Genomic DNA, 15274 nt, shown 5'->3' with positions numbered 1-15274 from the left:
AGACAATGAAGGTATGCATTTACGGCGCAGGCGCCATCGGCGGATGGATCGGCGTGAAGCTCGCGCAGGCGGGCCACGACGTGAGCGTGGTCGCGCGCGGTGCGACGCTCGCGGCGCTCGAGCAGAACGGATTGCGCCTCGTCGAGGACGGCGCGACGCACACCGCCAGCGTGCGCGCGAGCCAAAACCCCGCCGACCTCGGCGCGCAGGACCTCGTCGTAATCGCAGTGAAGGCGCCCGCGATGCCGTCGGTGGCCGCGCACATCGCGCCGCTCCTGAACGCCGATACGCTCGTTCTCACCGCGATGAACGGCGTGCCGTGGTGGTTCTGCGACGGCCTCGCGGGCGAGTTCGCGGGCCAGCGGCTCGCATCGGTCGATCCGGACGGCGCCATCGCCGCGGCGATCCCCGGCGCGCAGACGCTCGGCTGCGTCGTGCACGCAGCCTGCCTGACGGACGCGCCCGGCGTCATCCATCACAAGCAGGGGCGCGGGCTGATCGTCGGCGAGGCGAAGGGGCAGCCGAGTGAACGCGTCGATACGCTGTGCGCGCTTCTCGACGACGCTGGCTTCGAGACGAAAGCATCCGCGCAGATCCAGCGCGAAGTCTGGTTCAAGCTGTGGGGCAACATGACGATGAACCCGATCAGCGCGATCACCGGCGCCACGACGGACCGTATTCTCGGCGACGATCTCGTGCGCGAATTCGTCACGAGCATCATGCTGGAGGCGAAGGAGATCGGCGCGCGCTTCGGCATTCCGATCGACCAGGAGCCCGCCGATCGCCACGCGGTCACGCTGAAACTCGGCGCGATCAAGACATCGATGCTGCAGGACGTCGAAGCGAAGAAGTCCGTCGAACTGGATGCGCTGGTGGCGGCCGTCAGCGAACTCGGGCGAATGACTGGCGTTGCGACACCGTTCACGAACGCGCTGTTCGGACTGGCGCGCCTGCATGCGCGCACGCTCGGGCTTTACCCTTCAGCTTGACCGAGGAACATCGACATGGAACAGCAGCCGATACGCGGCGAATTCGACGAACTGCGCGAAATCGTGCGCGAGTTCGTCCGCGAGCGCGAGTGGGAGCGCTTCCACACGCCGAAGAATCTCGCGACCGCGATCAGCGTGGAAGCGAGCGAGCTGCTCGAACCGTTCCAGTGGCTCGCATCGGGCGAGAAGGACGAACTCGATGCCGCGAAGCTCGGCGCGATCCGCCACGAAATGGCCGACGTGCTCGCGTACCTCGTCATGCTCGCGGACAAGCTCGACGTCGATCTGTACCGCGCACTGCTGGAGAAGATGGAGCTGAATCGCGGCAAATACCCGGCCGATCAGGTTCGCGGCGATTCGCGCAAATACAGCGAATACAAGGACAAAGCCTAGGCGCCGTCCGGGAAATACGCGATGGCGCGTTCATCGCGCGAGCCGCTAAAGTGCTCGATCTGCGCCAACCAAAAGGAATCGCCGATGGACTTCACGCTTTCCCCCGAACTGAGCGCCTTGCAGTCGCGCGTGCGCGCTTTCATCGCGGAAGAAATCGTTCCGCTTGAGCGCGATCCGCGCTGCACGCCGCACGGGCCGACCGAGGAGCTGCGCGCGGAACTCGTCGCGAAAGGACGCCGCGCGGGGCTTTTGTCGAGCCATGTATCGGCGGAATTTGGAGGGCTGGGCCTCGGGCACGTCGCGAAGGCGATCTTCTTCGAGGAAGCGGGCTATTCGCCGCTCGGCCCGGTCGCGCTCAACATCGCCGCGCCCGACGAGGGCAACATGCATCTGCTCGAAGCCATCGCGACGCCCGCGCAGAAGGAGCGCTGGCTGCGCCCGCTCGCGGCCGGCGAGATTCGCTCGTGCTTTTGCATGACGGAGCCGCCGCCTGGCGCCGGCGCGGACCCCGGAATGCTGCAAACAATCGCCACGCGCGATGGCGACGACTACGTCATAGACGGCCGCAAGTGGTTCATCACGGGCGCCGAGGGCGCGGGCGTCGCGATCATCATGGCGAAGCTCGCCGACGGCCCCGCGACGATGTTCCTCGCCGATATGAATAGCCCCGGCATCGTGATCGAGCGGCTGATGGATTCGCTAGACACATGTTTTCCGGGCGGCCACGCGGTCGTGCGCTTCGACGGCCTGCGCGTGCCCGCGGAGAACGTGCTAGGCGAAGCAGGCGAGGGCTTTCGATACGCACAGGTGCGTCTCTCGCCCGCGCGCCTCACGCACTGCATGCGCTGGCTCGGCGCGGCGCGGCGGTCGCACGACGTGGCATCGGCGTATGCGCGCGAGCGCCAGGCGTTCGGCAAGGCGTTAGGCGAGCACGAAGGCGTCGGCTTCATGCTCGCCGACAACGAAATGGACCTGCACGTCACGCGCCTCGCGATCTGGCATTGCGCCTGGGTGCTGGATCAGGGCGTGCTCGGCAAGCACGAATCGAGCATCGCGAAGGTGATCTCCTCGGAGGCACTGTGGCGCATCGTCGACCGATCGGTGCAGGTGCTGGGCGGGCAGGGCGTGACGCACGAGACCATCGTCGCGCGGATCTTCGCGGACATGCGCGCGTTTCGCATCTACGACGGCCCGTCGGAAGTGCACCGCTGGAGCATCGCGCGGCGCATCCTGCGCGGGAACAAGCCGCGCGCAGAGAAAGGCTGAAGTCGGGCGTTTATTGCGGCTGAACGCCCTGCGCCCGCTGCGCGGCGACGATGCGTCCGGCGCGCTGCGCGTTCATCGGATATTCCCACCAATTGTTGGGATCATAGCCGGCCGCAAGCCACGCTTTCAGGTCGGCCTTGACCTCGGCGCGCGTTTTCGGCGCCGATGGGTCGCTGTTGCGCGCAGGCTGCTGCGCGAGGGCCGATACGCTGAAAATCGCACCGACTAGCGTGACAAGTAGGGTTTTCATGGGGAGCCTCTAGAACCGTGACCAAACGGCCTTTCCATTCTAGGAGACGCCCGCCCGAAGCGCCTCGGCGAGCGAGCCTCCATTTCTACCGACCATAGACAAAACCGGACAAAAAGCCCGGCCGTACGATTAGTACCACGCCTCGGGATTACTTTGTTGCGACGCAACAATCGGCCGCGTATGCTGTGTCGGCTGGGTGGGTTCGCGTGGCTTTTCGATGTGCGCCGCTTGTCCGCCCACGCAATGCAGACAATGGCGCACTGGCACGCCACGCAGTTCTTGCCGCAAGGAGTCGAACATGGACGCTGTCAAGTCGTCGGACCCCACGCTGCACGTCTTCGAACAGGATGGCGAGTGGCACTGGGGCATTACCATCGATAGGCCAACGGGCATCGGAGTGAAGGTCGTCGCGTTCAGCGACGACGGATTCGGTTCCGAGGAAGAAGCACGCGAGGACGGCGAGCGCGCGATGCGCGAGGGCGAATGGAAATCGCAGGCTTCGCGTCGCGCAGAGCCGAGCCGCAGCAGCGTCTAGGCCATCTACTAAGTTGCCGCCGCGGCATCAATCGCGCGACACTTCATGCATCGCAGAACGACCCGCCGAGGTGCACGGCATGAATCCCTCCTCCGATAACGCGACCGGCTACACGGTGCGCCGCATGGCGCGCGGCGAAGTCGATCTGGCGCTCGAATGGGCCGCCGCCGAAGGGTGGAACCCCGGCCTGCACGACGCGCAGTGTTTCCACGCCGCCGATCCCGACGGCTTTTTCATCGGCGAATACGACGGCGAGCCCGCCGGATGCATTTCGGCCGTCGCTTACGGCGATGCGCTCGGCTTCATCGGACTCTATATCGTGGCGCCCGCCTTTCGCGGACGCGGCTTCGGCCTGCGTCTGTGGCAAGCGGGCATCGCGTATCTCGGCGATCGCAATATCGGGCTCGATGGCGTCGTCAGCCAGCAGGCGAACTACCGGCGCTCGGGATTTCAGCTCGCGTATCGCAACGTGCGGTTTCAGGGCGTCGGGAAGGCGCATGGGGTGGCGGGCGTCGTCGAGGCATCGACGGTGCCGTTTCAGCAGATCGTTGATTACGACGGGCAGTTGTTTTCCGCCGCCCGGCCGCAATTCCTGACGCAATGGCTCGATCAACCCGAAGGCGCCGCCTTCGTCGCGCTCGAAGGCGGCCGCGTGCGCGGCTACGGAGTGCTGCGGGCATGCCGCAGCGGCTACAAGATCGGCCCGCTCTTCGCCGACGACGCCAACATCGCCGACGATCTTTATCGCGCGCTCGCCGCGCGTGCGCCCGGCGAGGCGGTGTTCCTCGACGTCCCCGAACCCAACGGCCACGCGATGGCGCTGGCCGCGCGCCACGGCATGACGAGCGTCTTCGAGACCGCGCGTATGTACACGAAGTCGCCGCCCGCGATCCCGGTCGATCGCGTGTTCGGCGTGACGTCGTTCGAACTGGGATGATGTCCGCTGATATCAGCCGCGTTCGACAGGCGGCGTCCCGTCATGGAAAAAGCTTTTCAGTTGCGAGCGCAGTTCCGGCGAATCGGCATGCTGATGGACCGACACCGCGTGCTGTACCGCCGCTTCGAGCAATTCGTCTTCGGAATCCGCCGAAAGGGCGACCGAGCAGTTGTTGTCGCTCGGCACCTCGCGGCAATCGATGTACTTGCGCGTCATGACGTGCTCCTCATATTGGACAAGCGTCGGCTCGCATGCATCGCTGTGCGGGCCCGGAAATATGCGGAAAAGCCATGCGATGCCAGTGCGTTTCGCATCGAAACGCAATAAAAGTATAGGTGGCGAAATGCGCTGAGCCAGATGAACCACGAAACCCTTGCGGCGTACATGACTACGCTCTACCGCATCCACACGCAACCCGCGATCGACGTATGTATCGGCGAAACGAACGCGGCCGTGGCTGCGCTGCTGGCGTTGCATCGCGTGGAATCGGCGGTATTCGTCACGGCGTTCAATCCGCTCAGCCGCCGCCTGAGCGACGAGCAGAACGCCGCGCGTCAGCACAAGCTCGCAGAGTATCTTGACGGTCTGAAGCTGGCGACCATCGAAGGCGCCGGTATCGATCCAACGGGCGCCTGGCCCGCTGAAACCAGCCTGCTCGCCCTCGGTGCAACCTCTGCTAAAGCCGACGACCTGATGCGAGAATTCGAGCAGAACGCGGTGGTTGTCATCGACCGTAAAGGCACCGTGAGGCTGCTCCTTCATCCGCAACTGCGCGATACGCCGAGCCCGGGCTAATGAAACGCGCGGCGATCGGTGTATGCTCGACGAAGTCCGAAGCATCTACAAAAATACAACATCCATGAATCGACCGACTCCCGCCGCAAGCGACGACGTCCCCGACAGCCCCGATCCGGCCGGCTCCGGCACGCCACGTAGCACCGACGTGGAGGTGTCGCTTTATCGCACGCTCGTTCAGGAAATCGAGGACTGCGCAATCTTCCTGCTCAGCCCGGAAGGGCGGGTGCGCACGTGGAACGCCGGCGCCCGCAGGATCAAGGGCTACGCGGCGGACGAGATCATCGGCGAGCATTTCTCGCGCTTCTATCCGCAGGAGGCGCTCGCGCGCGGCTGGCCGGACCATGAACTGCGCGAGGCGCGCGCCCACGGCCGCTTCGAGGACGAAGGCTGGCGGGTGCGCAAGGATGGCACGCTCTTCTGGGCCAACGTGGTGATCACGGCGTTGCGCGATCCGTCGGGCGTGCCGATCGGCTTCGCGAAGCTCACGCGCGACCTGACCGCGCGCCGCCAGGAAGAAGAACGCCTGCGCCAGAGCGAGGAGCGCTTTCGTCTGCTGGTCGAATCGGTGAAGGATTACGCGATCTTCATGCTCGACCCCGATGGCCGCGTCGCGAGCTGGAACACGGGCGCGATAGAAATCAAGGGTTACCGGCCGGCCGAGATCATCGGGCAGCACTTCTCGGTGTTCTATCGACCGGAGGACAACGCCGCCGGCAAGCCCGCCTACGAACTCGCGATGGCGCAGCGTTTCGGGCGCGTCGAGGACGAAGGCTGGCGCGTGCGCAAGGACGGCTCGATGTTCTGGGCCAACGTCGTCATCACCGCCGTGCACGATTCGACCGGCCTGCTGCGCGGATACGCGAAAGTCACGCGCGACCTGAGCGAGCGCAAGCGCCTGGAAGAACTGGAGCGCTCGAGCCAGCACGTCAGCGAATTCCTCGCGACGCTCGCGCACGAACTGCGCAATCCGCTTGCGCCGCTGCGCAACGCGGTCGGCGTGATGCAGCTCGAACCGGTGTCGCCGAAGCTCGCCTCGTGCCGCGACATGATCGACCGGCAGACGAGTCAACTCGCGCGCCTGGTCGACGATCTGCTCGACATGGGCCGCATTACCACCGGCAAGATCGAACTGCGCACCGCGCCGATCGACATGGCGGCGGTCGTCGCGCACAGCGTCGAGGCGGTGCGGCCGCTCGCGGACCAGCGCGAGCAGGGCATCGATATCGACATGCCCGAGCAGCCGGTGATCGTCGAGGGTGATTTCGTGCGGCTCGTGCAGGTGCTGCAGAATCTGCTGAACAATGCGTCGAAGTTTTCGCCGTTGGGCGCGCGCATCGCGGTGCGGATCGAAAGCGAGGCGCGCAACGTCGTGATGCGCGTGAGCGACCACGGCCGCGGCATCGCGCCGGACGCGCTCGAAACCGTCTTCACGCTTTTCGCGCAGGAAGACCGGCTGCTCGATCCGACGCACAACGGCCTCGGCATCGGCCTGACGCTGTGCCGGTCGCTGGTCGAATTGCACGGCGGCGTGATCACGGCGGCAAGCGATGGGCGCGGCAAGGGCAGCACGTTCACCGTGCGCCTGCCGCGCGCGCGGCATCGCACGGGCAACGGCGGGCCGCAACGCACGCGGCCGGCGATGGACATCTCGGCGGGCGCGCTGCGCATCCTCGTGATCGACGACAACCGCGATTCCGCCGACAGCCTCGCGATGCTGATCGGCATGATGGGACACGAGGCGCGGGCCGCGTACGGCGGCGCGCAAGGTGTCGCGCTCGCGCGCGAGTTCGTGCCGCACCTCGTGCTCATCGATCTCGCGATGCCGGACATGGACGGCTTCGCCGTGCTCCACGCGCTGCGTGAGCACCCGTTGGTCGTCCACACGATGACTGCGGCGATGACGGGCTTCGGGCAGAATCAGGATCGCGAGCGTTCCATGCTGGCCGGCTTCGATGCGCATCTCGTGAAGCCGGTCGAGATGGCGCTGCTCGACGACCTGCTCGCGCGCGCGAAACGCCGTCACCACGCGGGCGATGCCTCCTGGCCGGTGGCCTGACCTTCTTCGAGAGGTGCCCGTGTCCGTCTACGTGATCGCGTTGCTGATGGGTGTCGTCGCGGGCCTCCGGGCGATGACCGCGCCCGCCGCCGTGAGCTGGGCCGCGCATCTCGGCTGGCTGCCGCTGCAGGGCACGCCGCTCGCTTTCCTCGGCTATGCCGCGACGCCGTGGATCATCACGGTGCTCGCGCTTCTCGAACTCGTCACCGATCAATTGCCCAGCACGCCGAGCCGCAAGGTGCCCGTGCAGTTCGGCACGCGCATCGTGGTCGGCGCGTTGTGTGGCGCGGCGCTCGGTATGCCTTCGGGCGTGTGGATCGGCGGATTGGTGGCGGGTATCGTGGGCGCGTTCATCGGGACGCTCGGCGGCGCGAAGGCGCGCGCGGCGCTCGCGCAGTCGTTCGGACGGGACTTGCCGGCGGCGCTGATCGAAGATGTCGTCGCGATCGGCGGCGCGGCGATGCTGGTGCTTTCTATCGCGCGATAGCGGTTTTCAGGCCGCCTTGATGCGGCTCAAATCGCGGTGCGTCAGATAAAGCCGCAGGTCGAATTCGATCTGATGGTAGCCCGGCTGCATGAATTCGCAGAGGCGATAGAACGCCTTGTTGTGATCGCCTTCCTTCAGATGCGCGAGTTCATGCACGACGATCATCTTCAGAAACTCCGGCGCCGTGTCCTTGAAGAGCGATGCGATCCGGATCTCCTTCTTCGCCTTGAGCTTGCCGCCCTGCACGCGCGAAATCGCCGTGTGCAGGCCGAGCGCGTGCCGCAGCACGTCGAGCTTGCTGTCGTAGACGACCTTGTCGATGGCGGGCGCGACGCGCAGGAACTCCTGCTTCAGCTCGCAGCAATAGAGATAGAGCGCCCGGTCCGACTGCACGGCGTGCCGATTCGGATAGCGCGCGTCGAGATAGCCGCCGAGCCGCCCTTCGGCGATCAGCCGATGAACCTTGGCCTGCAGCGTGGCCGAGTAGGCGCTCAGGTATTTCAGTTGTTGTTGCATGACGGTTGCGTTTGCATGGTTGAGTCGATTGTAACGACTGCGAGCGTTCGCGTAAGTTTGTGTATGCGGCGTGTGCACGGCGCGCCGCTTGTGCCAAGATGCGCGACCGATCTCATCGTCCTCCCTGCGGCATCGACATCATGGCTTCGAACAAGGCGCATCACGCCACCGGCTGGGCCGCCGGCGTCATCGCGGCGGCGCTCGTCAGCAAGACGGGCGGCGCCGGCCCGTATCAGCTTTTCAGCGCGCTCAGTCTCGCCGCCGGCGTGCTCGGCGGCACCGCGCCAGACTGGCTCGAAGTCGCGTGGTGGTCGCGCGCCCGACGGCTCTGGATCACCCATCGTACCGTGACGCACTGGGGCGTGGCGTGGATCGCGCTCCTCGTCGCGTCGTATCGTTTCGTCGGCGTGCATCCGCTCGCCGCGCTTTCGTTCGGCTTCGCGTGCGGCGGCCTGATGCATCTGCTCGCCGACTGGCCAAATCCGCTCGGCGTGCCGTGGATCGCCCGGCGCCATTCGCTCAACTGGTGGACGAGCGGCCACTGCGATCTGCTGGTCGTCGGCGCGGCGTGGACAGGCGCGTTCTTCATGGTCGATCACGTCTGGCTGCACGGCGCGTTCGGCGCGCGGCTGTTCGACGCGATCCGGCTCCTCCCTCATTAGTACAATAGCCCGCTCAATTCATTTCGGGGTCCACAGGCCATGCAATCACTTACCGCCGCGCGTTTTCTTCGGCTCTTCGTTCTCGCGATAACTGCGCTCTTCGCGCTCGGCGGCTGCGCCGGCATGTTCAATCGCGAGGAGATGCGGGTGAACGTGGTCGGTATCGAACCGCTCGAAGGCCAGGGGCTCGAAATGCGCTTTGCCGTGAAGCTGCGCGTGCAGAATCCCAACGATGCGCCGATCGTCTACGACGGCGTCTCGCTAGATCTCGACCTCAACGGCCGGCCGTTCGCCTCCGGCGTAAGCGACCAGAAAGGCACCGTGCCGCGCTTCGGCGAAGCGGTGCTGAGCGTTCCGGTGACGGTGTCGGCGTTCACGGCGGCGCGCCAGGCGCTGGGTTTTGCCGGCAGCTCGCAGCTCGACAACCTCCCGTACGCGTTGCGCGGCCGGCTTGCGGGCGGTCCGTTCGGCGGCACGCGTTTTACCGACAAGGGCACGCTCACGCTGCCGACCGCGGGCGGCCTCGACGAATAAACCCGTTCACGCGTCGACGGCCGGATCGTACGGCTCGACGCGTTCCTGCTCGTTCGCGTCGTTGCGCGCGACGATCGCCCGCGCGGGTTCCGTGTCGCTGAGGTTGAACGGCTGATGCGGAACGCCCGGCGGGATGAACAGAAAATCGCCCGCCTCGTTGATCACGGACTCGCGCAAGCCGGGTCCATAGCGCGTCTCGACTCTTACTTCCAGCACATAGATGCCCGTCTCATAGCCGCGATGCACGTGCGGCTCGGCATGTCCGCCGGGCGGCACGACGACCAGATGCATCGACAACCCCCGCGCGCCCGCGGTCGCTTCCGAGATGCCCACGAAATAGGGCAGGCGCTGGCGCGTCGCGATTTCGCGGTCCGGCCGCACGGTGACGAGCAAGGGCTTCTCAGCCTCGTCTGCAATGGTGTGCATGGGCGTTCCTGAAAGAAGGCGTCAGGGAAAATTCTACGCCGCATGTTCCGCGCGATGTCACAAACGCTGGCGCATAATCCCCAAAGTGGGGCGAGCGCGCCATGATGGCGAGCCGGAGGACACCATGCTGGTCAAGAACGAAGAGCGCGTCGAGCATCTGCTCAACGAAGTCGTCGAGTTTGCACGCGGGCGTCTGCCTGAGCCCACGTTCAACGTCATCGAGCCATTCCTGCGCGGCTACTACGAACAGGTGGATGTCGAGGACATTCAAAGCCGCGATCCCGCCGATCTGTACGGCGCCGCCATGGCGCACTGGCAGACCGCGCAGAAATTCGTGACGGGACGCGAGGTGCTGCGCGTCTACAACCCGAATCTGGAGCAGCACGGCTGGCATTCGGACCATACGGTGGTCGAGATCGTCAACGACGACATGCCGTTCCTCGTCGATTCCGTGACGATGGAGCTCAACCGCCTCGGCCTCGCGCTGCATTCCGCGATTCATCCGGTGTTTCGCGTGTGGCGCGCGAAGCCCGGCGCGATCGAGCGCATTGGGCTCGGCCATGCCGATGCGGGCGAGACTCAATCTTCGTCGCTCGAATCCTTCATACATTTCGAGGTGGACCGCTGCGGCGAAGCGTCGAAGCTCGACGAACTGCGCGTGAATATCGCGCGCGTGCTCGGCGACGTGCGCGCGGCGGTGGAAGACTGGCCGAAGATCATCGACGTGGCGCGCGCCACCATCGTCGACCTGAAAGCGCGCGACACGACGCCCGACGGCATCGAATCGCGCGCGTTCCTCGAATGGATGGTCGCGGATCACTTCACGTTCCTCGGCCATCGAGACTACGAACTCGTGACGCAGGACGGCGTCTTCGCGCTGCGCGGCGTGCCGGGCTCGGGCGCGGGCATCCTGCGCGAGACGCTGCGCCCGCCCACCGCCGACGACATCACGCTCTTGCCGCCGGCCGCGGCGTCGATCATCGAAGGCGCGGACCCGATCTTCCTGACGAAGGCGAACTCGCGCGCGACGGTGCATCGGCCGGGGTACCTGGATTACGTCGGCGTGAAGCGCGTGGGCGCGGACGGCAAGGTCGTCGGCGAGCGGCGCTTCCTCGGCCTCTACACGTCGACCGCGTATCTCGTGCCCACTTCCGAGATTCCGATCGTGCGGCGCAAGTGCGCGAACATCGTGAGGCGCGCGGGCTTTCTCGCGAAAGGGCATCTGCACAAGTCGCTGATCTCGGTGCTCGAACAGTATCCGCGCGACGAACTTTTCCAGGCCGACGAGAACGCGCTCTTCGACATTGCGCTCGGCGTGCTGCGTCTGCAGGAGCATCAGCGCACGCGGCTTTTCGTGCGGCGCGACCGCTTCGACCGCTTCGTGTCGTGCCTCGTGTTCGTCCCGCGCGACAAGTTCAACACGGACCTGCGGCGGCGCATTTCGAAGGTGCTGATGGAGGCGTTCAACGGCAAGAGCATCGAGTTCACGCCGCTGCTTTCCGAATCGCCGCTCGCGCGCATCCACATCACGGTGCGCGCGGCGAAGGGCACGATGCCCGAGGTCGATACGCGCGAGCTTGAAGCGCGCATCGTGCAGGTCGCGCGCCGCTGGCAGGACGATCTCGCCGATGCGCTGATCGACAGCTACGGCGAGGAAGTCGGCAACCGTCTGCTGCAGCGCTACGCCGATTCGTTCCCCGCCGGTTATCGCGAGGACTATCCGGCGCGTACCGCCGTGCGCGATATCGAACTGATCGAGGAGACGCAGCAGAAGGCGAGCGGCCTCGCAATGAGCCTCTATCGTCCGATCGAAGCGGGGCGCCGCGCGTTTCGCTTCAAGGTGTATCGCGTGGGCGAGCCGATCGCGCTGTCGCACAGCTTGCCGATGCTGGAGCATCTGGGCGTGCGTGTCGATGAAGAGCGGCCGTACCGTATCGAGCCTACCGGTGCGCCACACGCGTGGATTCACGACTTCGGCCTCGAACTGGCTGACGACGTCGAGTTCGAGATCGATCGCGTGAAGGCGCTCTTCGAGAACGCGTTCGCGTGCGTGTGGACGGGCGAAGTCGAGAACGACGACTTCAACCGCCTCGTGCTGCGCGCGCAACTCGGCGCGCGCGACGTCACGATCATGCGCGCGTACGCGAAGTATTTGCGGCAGGTCGGCTCCACGTTCAGCGATGCATATATCGAACGCGCGCTGACGGGCAACCCGGCAATCGCGCGCAAGCTGCTCGAACTCTTCCTCGTGCGCTTCGACCCCGCGCGCAACGGCGAGACGCGCGACAAGCAGGCCGAACGCGTACTCGGCGAGATCGAAGCGGCGCTCGACAAGGTGCCCAATCTCGACGAAGACCGCATCCTGCGGCAGTTCCTCGGCGTGATCAACGCGACGGTGCGCACGAACCACTTCCGCAAGGAGGCCGACGGCAAGCCGCGTGCGTATCTGTCGTTCAAGTTCGATCCGTCGAAGGTGCCGGGACTGCCCGAGCCCAAACCGATGTTCGAGATCTGGGTCTATGCGCCGCGCGTCGAAGGCGTGCATCTGCGCGGAGGGCGTGTCGCGCGCGGCGGGCTGCGCTGGTCGGACCGTCGCGAGGACTTCCGCACCGAAGTGCTCGGCCTGATGAAGGCGCAGATGGTGAAGAACGTGGTGATCGTGCCGGTCGGATCGAAGGGCGGCTTCGTCGTGAAGAATCCGCCACCCGCGAGCGATCGCGAGGCGTTCATGGCGGAAGGCATCGCGTGCTATCAGATGTTTCTGCGCGGCCTGCTCGACGTGACCGACAACCGCGTGTCGGACCACATCGAGCCGCCCGCCGACGTCGTGCGCCACGATGACGACGACCCGTATCTCGTCGTCGCGGCCGACAAGGGCACGGCCACGTTCTCCGACTATGCGAACGCTATTGCGCGCGAGTACGGCTTCTGGCTCGACGACGCGTTCGCGTCCGGCGGCTCGGTCGGCTACGACCACAAGAAGATGGGCATCACCGCACGCGGCGCGTGGGAATCGGTCAAGCGGCACTTCCGCGAGATGGGCGTCGATACGCAGACGACGGACTTCACCGTGGTCGGCGTCGGCGATATGTCGGGCGACGTGTTCGGCAACGGCATGTTGCTGTCGCGACACATTCGGCTGATCGCCGCGTTCGACCACCGGCACATCTTCCTCGATCCGCATCCCGATACCGAAGCGAGTTTCCGCGAACGCGAACGCCTCTTCGCGCTGCCGCGTTCGAGCTGGGCCGATTACGACGCGTCGCTGATCTCCAAAGGCGGCGGCGTGTTTCCACGCACGGCGAAGACCATCGCGATTTCGGCGGAAGTGCAGCACGCGCTCGGCATCTCGGTGGCCACGCTCGCGCCGACGGAGCTGATCCGCGCGATTCTCGTCGCCGATGTCGATCTGCTCTATAACGGCGGCGTCGGGACGTACGTGAAGTCGGCGCACGAAACGCACGCGCAAGTCGGCGACCGCACCAACGACGGCGTGCGCGTGAACGGCGCGGAGCTGCATTGCAAGGTCGTGGCCGAGGGCGGCAACCTCGGCTTCACGCAATTGGGACGCATCGAGTTCGCGCAGAGCGGCGGGCGCATGAATACCGATGCGATCGACAATTCGGCGGGCGTCGATTGTTCGGATCACGAGGTCAACATCAAGATCTTGCTCGGGCTCGTCGTGAGCGATGGCGAGATGACCGAGAAGCAGCGCAACAAGCTGCTCGCCGAGATGACCGACGAGGTCGGGCTGCTCGTGCTGAAGGACAACTACTACCAGACGCAGGCGCTGTCGATAGCGAAGCGCTACGTCGCCGAGATGCTCGATCCCGAGGCGCGGCTGATGCGCGCGCTGGAACGCGCGGGGCGGCTGAAGCGCAAGATCGAATTCCTTCCGTCGGACGACGAAATCACCGAGCGGCAGGCGGCGAAGCAGGGGCTTACGTCGCCGGAGCGGGCCGTGCTGCTCGCGTACAGCAAGATGTGGCTCTACGACGAACTGCTCGACTCGGACGTGCCGGAAGATCCGCTCGTCGCGGGCATGCTGCTCGAATATTTCCCGACGCCACTGCAACGCCGCTACAGCGAACCGATGCAGCGGCATCCGCTCAAGCGCGAAATCCTCGCGACGCATCTGACGAATGTGTTCGTGAATCGCGTCGGCTGCACGTTCGTGAATCGGCTTGTCGAGGAGACCGATGCGCGCCCGAGCGAGATCGTGCGCGCGGCGCTGATGGCGCGCGATGTCTTCGATCTCGACGACCTGTGGAAGCACGTCGATGGCCTCGACAACCTCGTCGCCGATGAAGTGCAGGCGCGGATGTTCGTCGAAGTCGTGCGGCTGCTGGAAGGCGCGACGCTGTGGTTCCTGCGTCATCTCAAGCAACGCACGAACGGTGCGTCGGCGCTGCTCACGCGCTGCCGCGAGGCGGCGCAGCGGCTTGCGCCGCAGTTGCCGGCGCTGTTGCCCGCCGCCGATCTGGAGTCGTGGTACGAGCGGCGGCGCGAACTGGAGGATGCGGGTGTCGAAGGTTCGCTTGCGGCGCGCGTCGCGAGCGGCGAGATATCGACGGCCGTGCTTGACAGCGCCGAAGTCGCGGCGAATTGCGACCGGCCGCTGGAAGTGGTCGCGAGCGTGTACTTCGCGATCGGCACGCTGCTCAACTACGGCTGGATCGCCGAGCGCGCGATGTCGCTGCCTGCCGCGAATCATTGGGACTTGCTCGCGCGCGCGGCGGCGCTCGAAGAACTTGCACGGCTGAAGCGCGCGCTGACCGTGAGCGCGCTCGAAGAGTCGCGCGGGATTGAATCGGCAGAGGTGATAGTCGAAAGCTGGCGCGCCAAGCGGGTTGACGCGCTGGAACGCTATGCGCGGCTAGTCACCGAACTGCGCGCGACAGGCGGCGCGAGCCTTTCGATGCTGCTCGTCGTCGTGCGGGAGATGGCGGTTCTGGAGCGGGCTTAACGCTTCTTCCGCTTCGTCGCTTTCGGCGGCGTGAGCGCGCTCGTCCAGAAATCGACGACTTGCTTGTTGCCCTTGCGCACCGCCGTCGCGCTCTCGCGTTTCACGGCGGCGGTCGCATGCCCACGCACCGATCCCGCGACGGCGTTCGCGCCGCTCAGCCACATGCTCATAAACGGATTCTTCTTGGTCCACGGGTTTTTCATGGCTTCGCTCTCGCTCGTGTGATGAAAGGAAGTCGATCTAGGCGCACGACGCGTGCCCGGGCTGCACGCCGTGCTTTTCAGCGAGCATTTACTGCACGATGGCCGCATGAAACGCTCCATTCGCGCTTCCGCACATAGATGCAACGATTGTCCGATCGATGCTATATCCGATGCGTCAACTTACTGGGAGTAATCTTTACATCCGCTTGCGGCAAGCCTTAAATGAATCAAGGCAAACGATTGCCCCTCTTCTGTC

The 15274-nt window shown here is 65.5% G+C and carries 16 protein-coding genes; 11 read left to right on the top strand and 5 right to left on the bottom strand.

Going from position 1 to position 15274, the window contains the following annotated elements; translation table 11 throughout:
• Positions 1-5 precede the first annotated feature (5 nt).
• The 3 genes from AWB67_RS01120 (at position 6) to AWB67_RS01110 (ending at position 2648) form a co-directional block, all read left to right on the top strand.
• Positions 6-989: a 2-dehydropantoate 2-reductase gene (locus AWB67_RS01120; protein ID WP_087654381.1), complete on the top strand. Its 984-nt coding sequence runs from the start codon at positions 6-8 to the stop codon at positions 987-989.
• A 15-nt stretch (positions 990-1004) separates the two neighbouring features.
• On the top strand, positions 1005-1382 hold the full coding sequence (locus AWB67_RS01115) for a nucleotide pyrophosphohydrolase (protein WP_087654380.1): 378 nt from the start codon (positions 1005-1007) through the stop codon (positions 1380-1382).
• Positions 1383-1466: 84 nt separating this feature from the next.
• Positions 1467-2648 (top strand): acyl-CoA dehydrogenase family protein, encoded by a 1182-nt coding sequence (locus tag AWB67_RS01110; protein WP_087654527.1) that lies wholly within the window; start codon positions 1467-1469, stop codon positions 2646-2648.
• A 10-nt stretch (positions 2649-2658) separates the two neighbouring features.
• On the opposite strand, the gene AWB67_RS01105 is transcribed toward AWB67_RS01110, so the two are convergent.
• Positions 2659-2898: a DUF4148 domain-containing protein gene (locus AWB67_RS01105; protein WP_087654379.1), complete on the bottom strand. Its 240-nt coding sequence runs from the start codon at positions 2896-2898 to the stop codon at positions 2659-2661.
• A 298-nt stretch (positions 2899-3196) separates the two neighbouring features.
• On the opposite strand from AWB67_RS01105, the gene AWB67_RS01100 reads away from it, so the two are divergent.
• The gene (locus AWB67_RS01100) at positions 3197-3433 is read left to right on the top strand and encodes a hypothetical protein (RefSeq protein WP_087654378.1); all 237 of its coding nucleotides are present in this window, start codon (positions 3197-3199) and stop codon (positions 3431-3433) included.
• Positions 3434-3512: 79 nt separating this feature from the next.
• On the top strand, positions 3513-4370 hold the full coding sequence (locus tag AWB67_RS01095; RefSeq protein ID WP_235024992.1) for a GNAT family N-acetyltransferase: 858 nt from the start codon (positions 3513-3515) through the stop codon (positions 4368-4370).
• Positions 4371-4382: 12 nt separating this feature from the next.
• On the opposite strand, the gene AWB67_RS01090 is transcribed toward AWB67_RS01095, so the two are convergent.
• Positions 4383-4586, bottom strand: a complete 204-nt coding sequence (locus AWB67_RS01090) for a DUF1059 domain-containing protein (protein WP_087654525.1) — start codon at positions 4584-4586, stop codon at positions 4383-4385.
• 141 nt (positions 4587-4727) lie between these two features.
• On the opposite strand from AWB67_RS01090, the gene AWB67_RS01085 reads away from it, so the two are divergent.
• The 3 genes from AWB67_RS01085 (at position 4728) to AWB67_RS01075 (ending at position 7711) form a co-directional block, all read left to right on the top strand.
• Entirely contained in the window at positions 4728-5165 is a 438-nt protein-coding gene (locus AWB67_RS01085; RefSeq protein WP_087654377.1) for a DUF3293 domain-containing protein, read from the top strand.
• 64 nt (positions 5166-5229) lie between these two features.
• Positions 5230-7224 carry a PAS domain-containing hybrid sensor histidine kinase/response regulator gene (locus tag AWB67_RS01080; RefSeq protein ID WP_087654524.1) on the top strand — a complete coding sequence of 665 codons (1995 nt, stop codon included), beginning with the start codon at positions 5230-5232 and terminating at the stop codon, positions 7222-7224.
• Positions 7225-7243: 19 nt separating this feature from the next.
• A complete protein-coding gene (locus AWB67_RS01075) occupies positions 7244-7711 on the top strand; it encodes a DUF4126 family protein (protein WP_087654376.1) in 468 nt (155 codons plus the stop codon).
• 6 nt (positions 7712-7717) lie between these two features.
• Here the strand turns inward: AWB67_RS01075 and AWB67_RS01070 are convergent, their stop codons facing one another.
• Positions 7718-8227: a M48 metallopeptidase family protein gene (locus AWB67_RS01070; RefSeq protein ID WP_087654375.1), complete on the bottom strand. Its 510-nt coding sequence runs from the start codon at positions 8225-8227 to the stop codon at positions 7718-7720.
• Positions 8228-8367: 140 nt separating this feature from the next.
• Here AWB67_RS01070 and AWB67_RS01065 point away from each other — a divergent pair, with 140 nt between their 5' ends.
• Positions 8368-8889, top strand: a complete 522-nt coding sequence (locus tag AWB67_RS01065; protein WP_087654374.1) for a metal-dependent hydrolase — start codon at positions 8368-8370, stop codon at positions 8887-8889.
• A 39-nt stretch (positions 8890-8928) separates the two neighbouring features.
• Positions 8929-9423 carry an LEA/WHy family protein gene (locus tag AWB67_RS01060; protein ID WP_087654373.1) on the top strand — a complete coding sequence of 165 codons (495 nt, stop codon included), beginning with the start codon at positions 8929-8931 and terminating at the stop codon, positions 9421-9423.
• 6 nt (positions 9424-9429) lie between these two features.
• Here the strand turns inward: AWB67_RS01060 and AWB67_RS01055 are convergent, their stop codons facing one another.
• Positions 9430-9849: a cupin domain-containing protein gene (locus AWB67_RS01055; protein WP_087654372.1), complete on the bottom strand. Its 420-nt coding sequence runs from the start codon at positions 9847-9849 to the stop codon at positions 9430-9432.
• 124 nt (positions 9850-9973) lie between these two features.
• On the opposite strand from AWB67_RS01055, the gene AWB67_RS01050 reads away from it, so the two are divergent.
• Entirely contained in the window at positions 9974-14815 is a 4842-nt protein-coding gene (locus tag AWB67_RS01050) for an NAD-glutamate dehydrogenase (protein WP_087654371.1), read from the top strand.
• Here the strand turns inward: AWB67_RS01050 and AWB67_RS01045 are convergent.
• Positions 14812-15018, bottom strand: a complete 207-nt coding sequence (locus tag AWB67_RS01045; protein ID WP_087654370.1) for a hypothetical protein — start codon at positions 15016-15018, stop codon at positions 14812-14814. The two genes, AWB67_RS01050 and AWB67_RS01045, sit on opposite strands and share 4 nt — an antisense overlap.
• Between the last annotated feature and the right edge of the window lie 256 nt (positions 15019-15274).

The sequence above is a fragment of the Caballeronia terrestris genome (assembly GCF_001544515.1).
In the GTDB taxonomy this organism is placed as follows: Bacteria; Pseudomonadota; Gammaproteobacteria; order Burkholderiales; family Burkholderiaceae; genus Caballeronia; species Caballeronia terrestris.
This window is presented reverse-complemented; position numbering and strand designations above follow the sequence as displayed.

Excerpts from the sequence above, each read along its gene's own strand:
- AWB67_RS01120 (WP_087654381.1), top strand. The coding sequence starts at position 6 with ATGAAGGTATGCATTTACGGCGCAGGCGCCATCGGCGGATGGATCGGC.
- AWB67_RS01115 (WP_087654380.1), top strand. The coding sequence starts at position 1,005 with ATGGAACAGCAGCCGATACGCGGCGAATTCGACGAACTGCGCGAAATC.
- AWB67_RS01110 (WP_087654527.1), top strand. The coding sequence starts at position 1,467 with ATGGACTTCACGCTTTCCCCCGAACTGAGCGCCTTGCAGTCGCGCGTG.
- AWB67_RS01105 (WP_087654379.1), bottom strand. The coding sequence starts at position 2,898 with ATGAAAACCCTACTTGTCACGCTAGTCGGTGCGATTTTCAGCGTATCG.
- AWB67_RS01100 (WP_087654378.1), top strand. The coding sequence starts at position 3,197 with ATGGACGCTGTCAAGTCGTCGGACCCCACGCTGCACGTCTTCGAACAG.
- AWB67_RS01095 (WP_235024992.1), top strand. The coding sequence starts at position 3,513 with ATGAATCCCTCCTCCGATAACGCGACCGGCTACACGGTGCGCCGCATG.
- AWB67_RS01090 (WP_087654525.1), bottom strand. The coding sequence starts at position 4,586 with ATGACGCGCAAGTACATCGATTGCCGCGAGGTGCCGAGCGACAACAAC.
- AWB67_RS01085 (WP_087654377.1), top strand. The coding sequence starts at position 4,728 with ATGAACCACGAAACCCTTGCGGCGTACATGACTACGCTCTACCGCATC.
- AWB67_RS01080 (WP_087654524.1), top strand. The coding sequence starts at position 5,230 with ATGAATCGACCGACTCCCGCCGCAAGCGACGACGTCCCCGACAGCCCC.
- AWB67_RS01070 (WP_087654375.1), bottom strand. The coding sequence starts at position 8,227 with ATGCAACAACAACTGAAATACCTGAGCGCCTACTCGGCCACGCTGCAG.
- AWB67_RS01065 (WP_087654374.1), top strand. The coding sequence starts at position 8,368 with ATGGCTTCGAACAAGGCGCATCACGCCACCGGCTGGGCCGCCGGCGTC.
- AWB67_RS01060 (WP_087654373.1), top strand. The coding sequence starts at position 8,929 with ATGCAATCACTTACCGCCGCGCGTTTTCTTCGGCTCTTCGTTCTCGCG.
- AWB67_RS01055 (WP_087654372.1), bottom strand. The coding sequence starts at position 9,849 with ATGCACACCATTGCAGACGAGGCTGAGAAGCCCTTGCTCGTCACCGTG.
- AWB67_RS01050 (WP_087654371.1), top strand. The coding sequence starts at position 9,974 with ATGCTGGTCAAGAACGAAGAGCGCGTCGAGCATCTGCTCAACGAAGTC.
- AWB67_RS01045 (WP_087654370.1), bottom strand. The coding sequence starts at position 15,018 with ATGAAAAACCCGTGGACCAAGAAGAATCCGTTTATGAGCATGTGGCTG.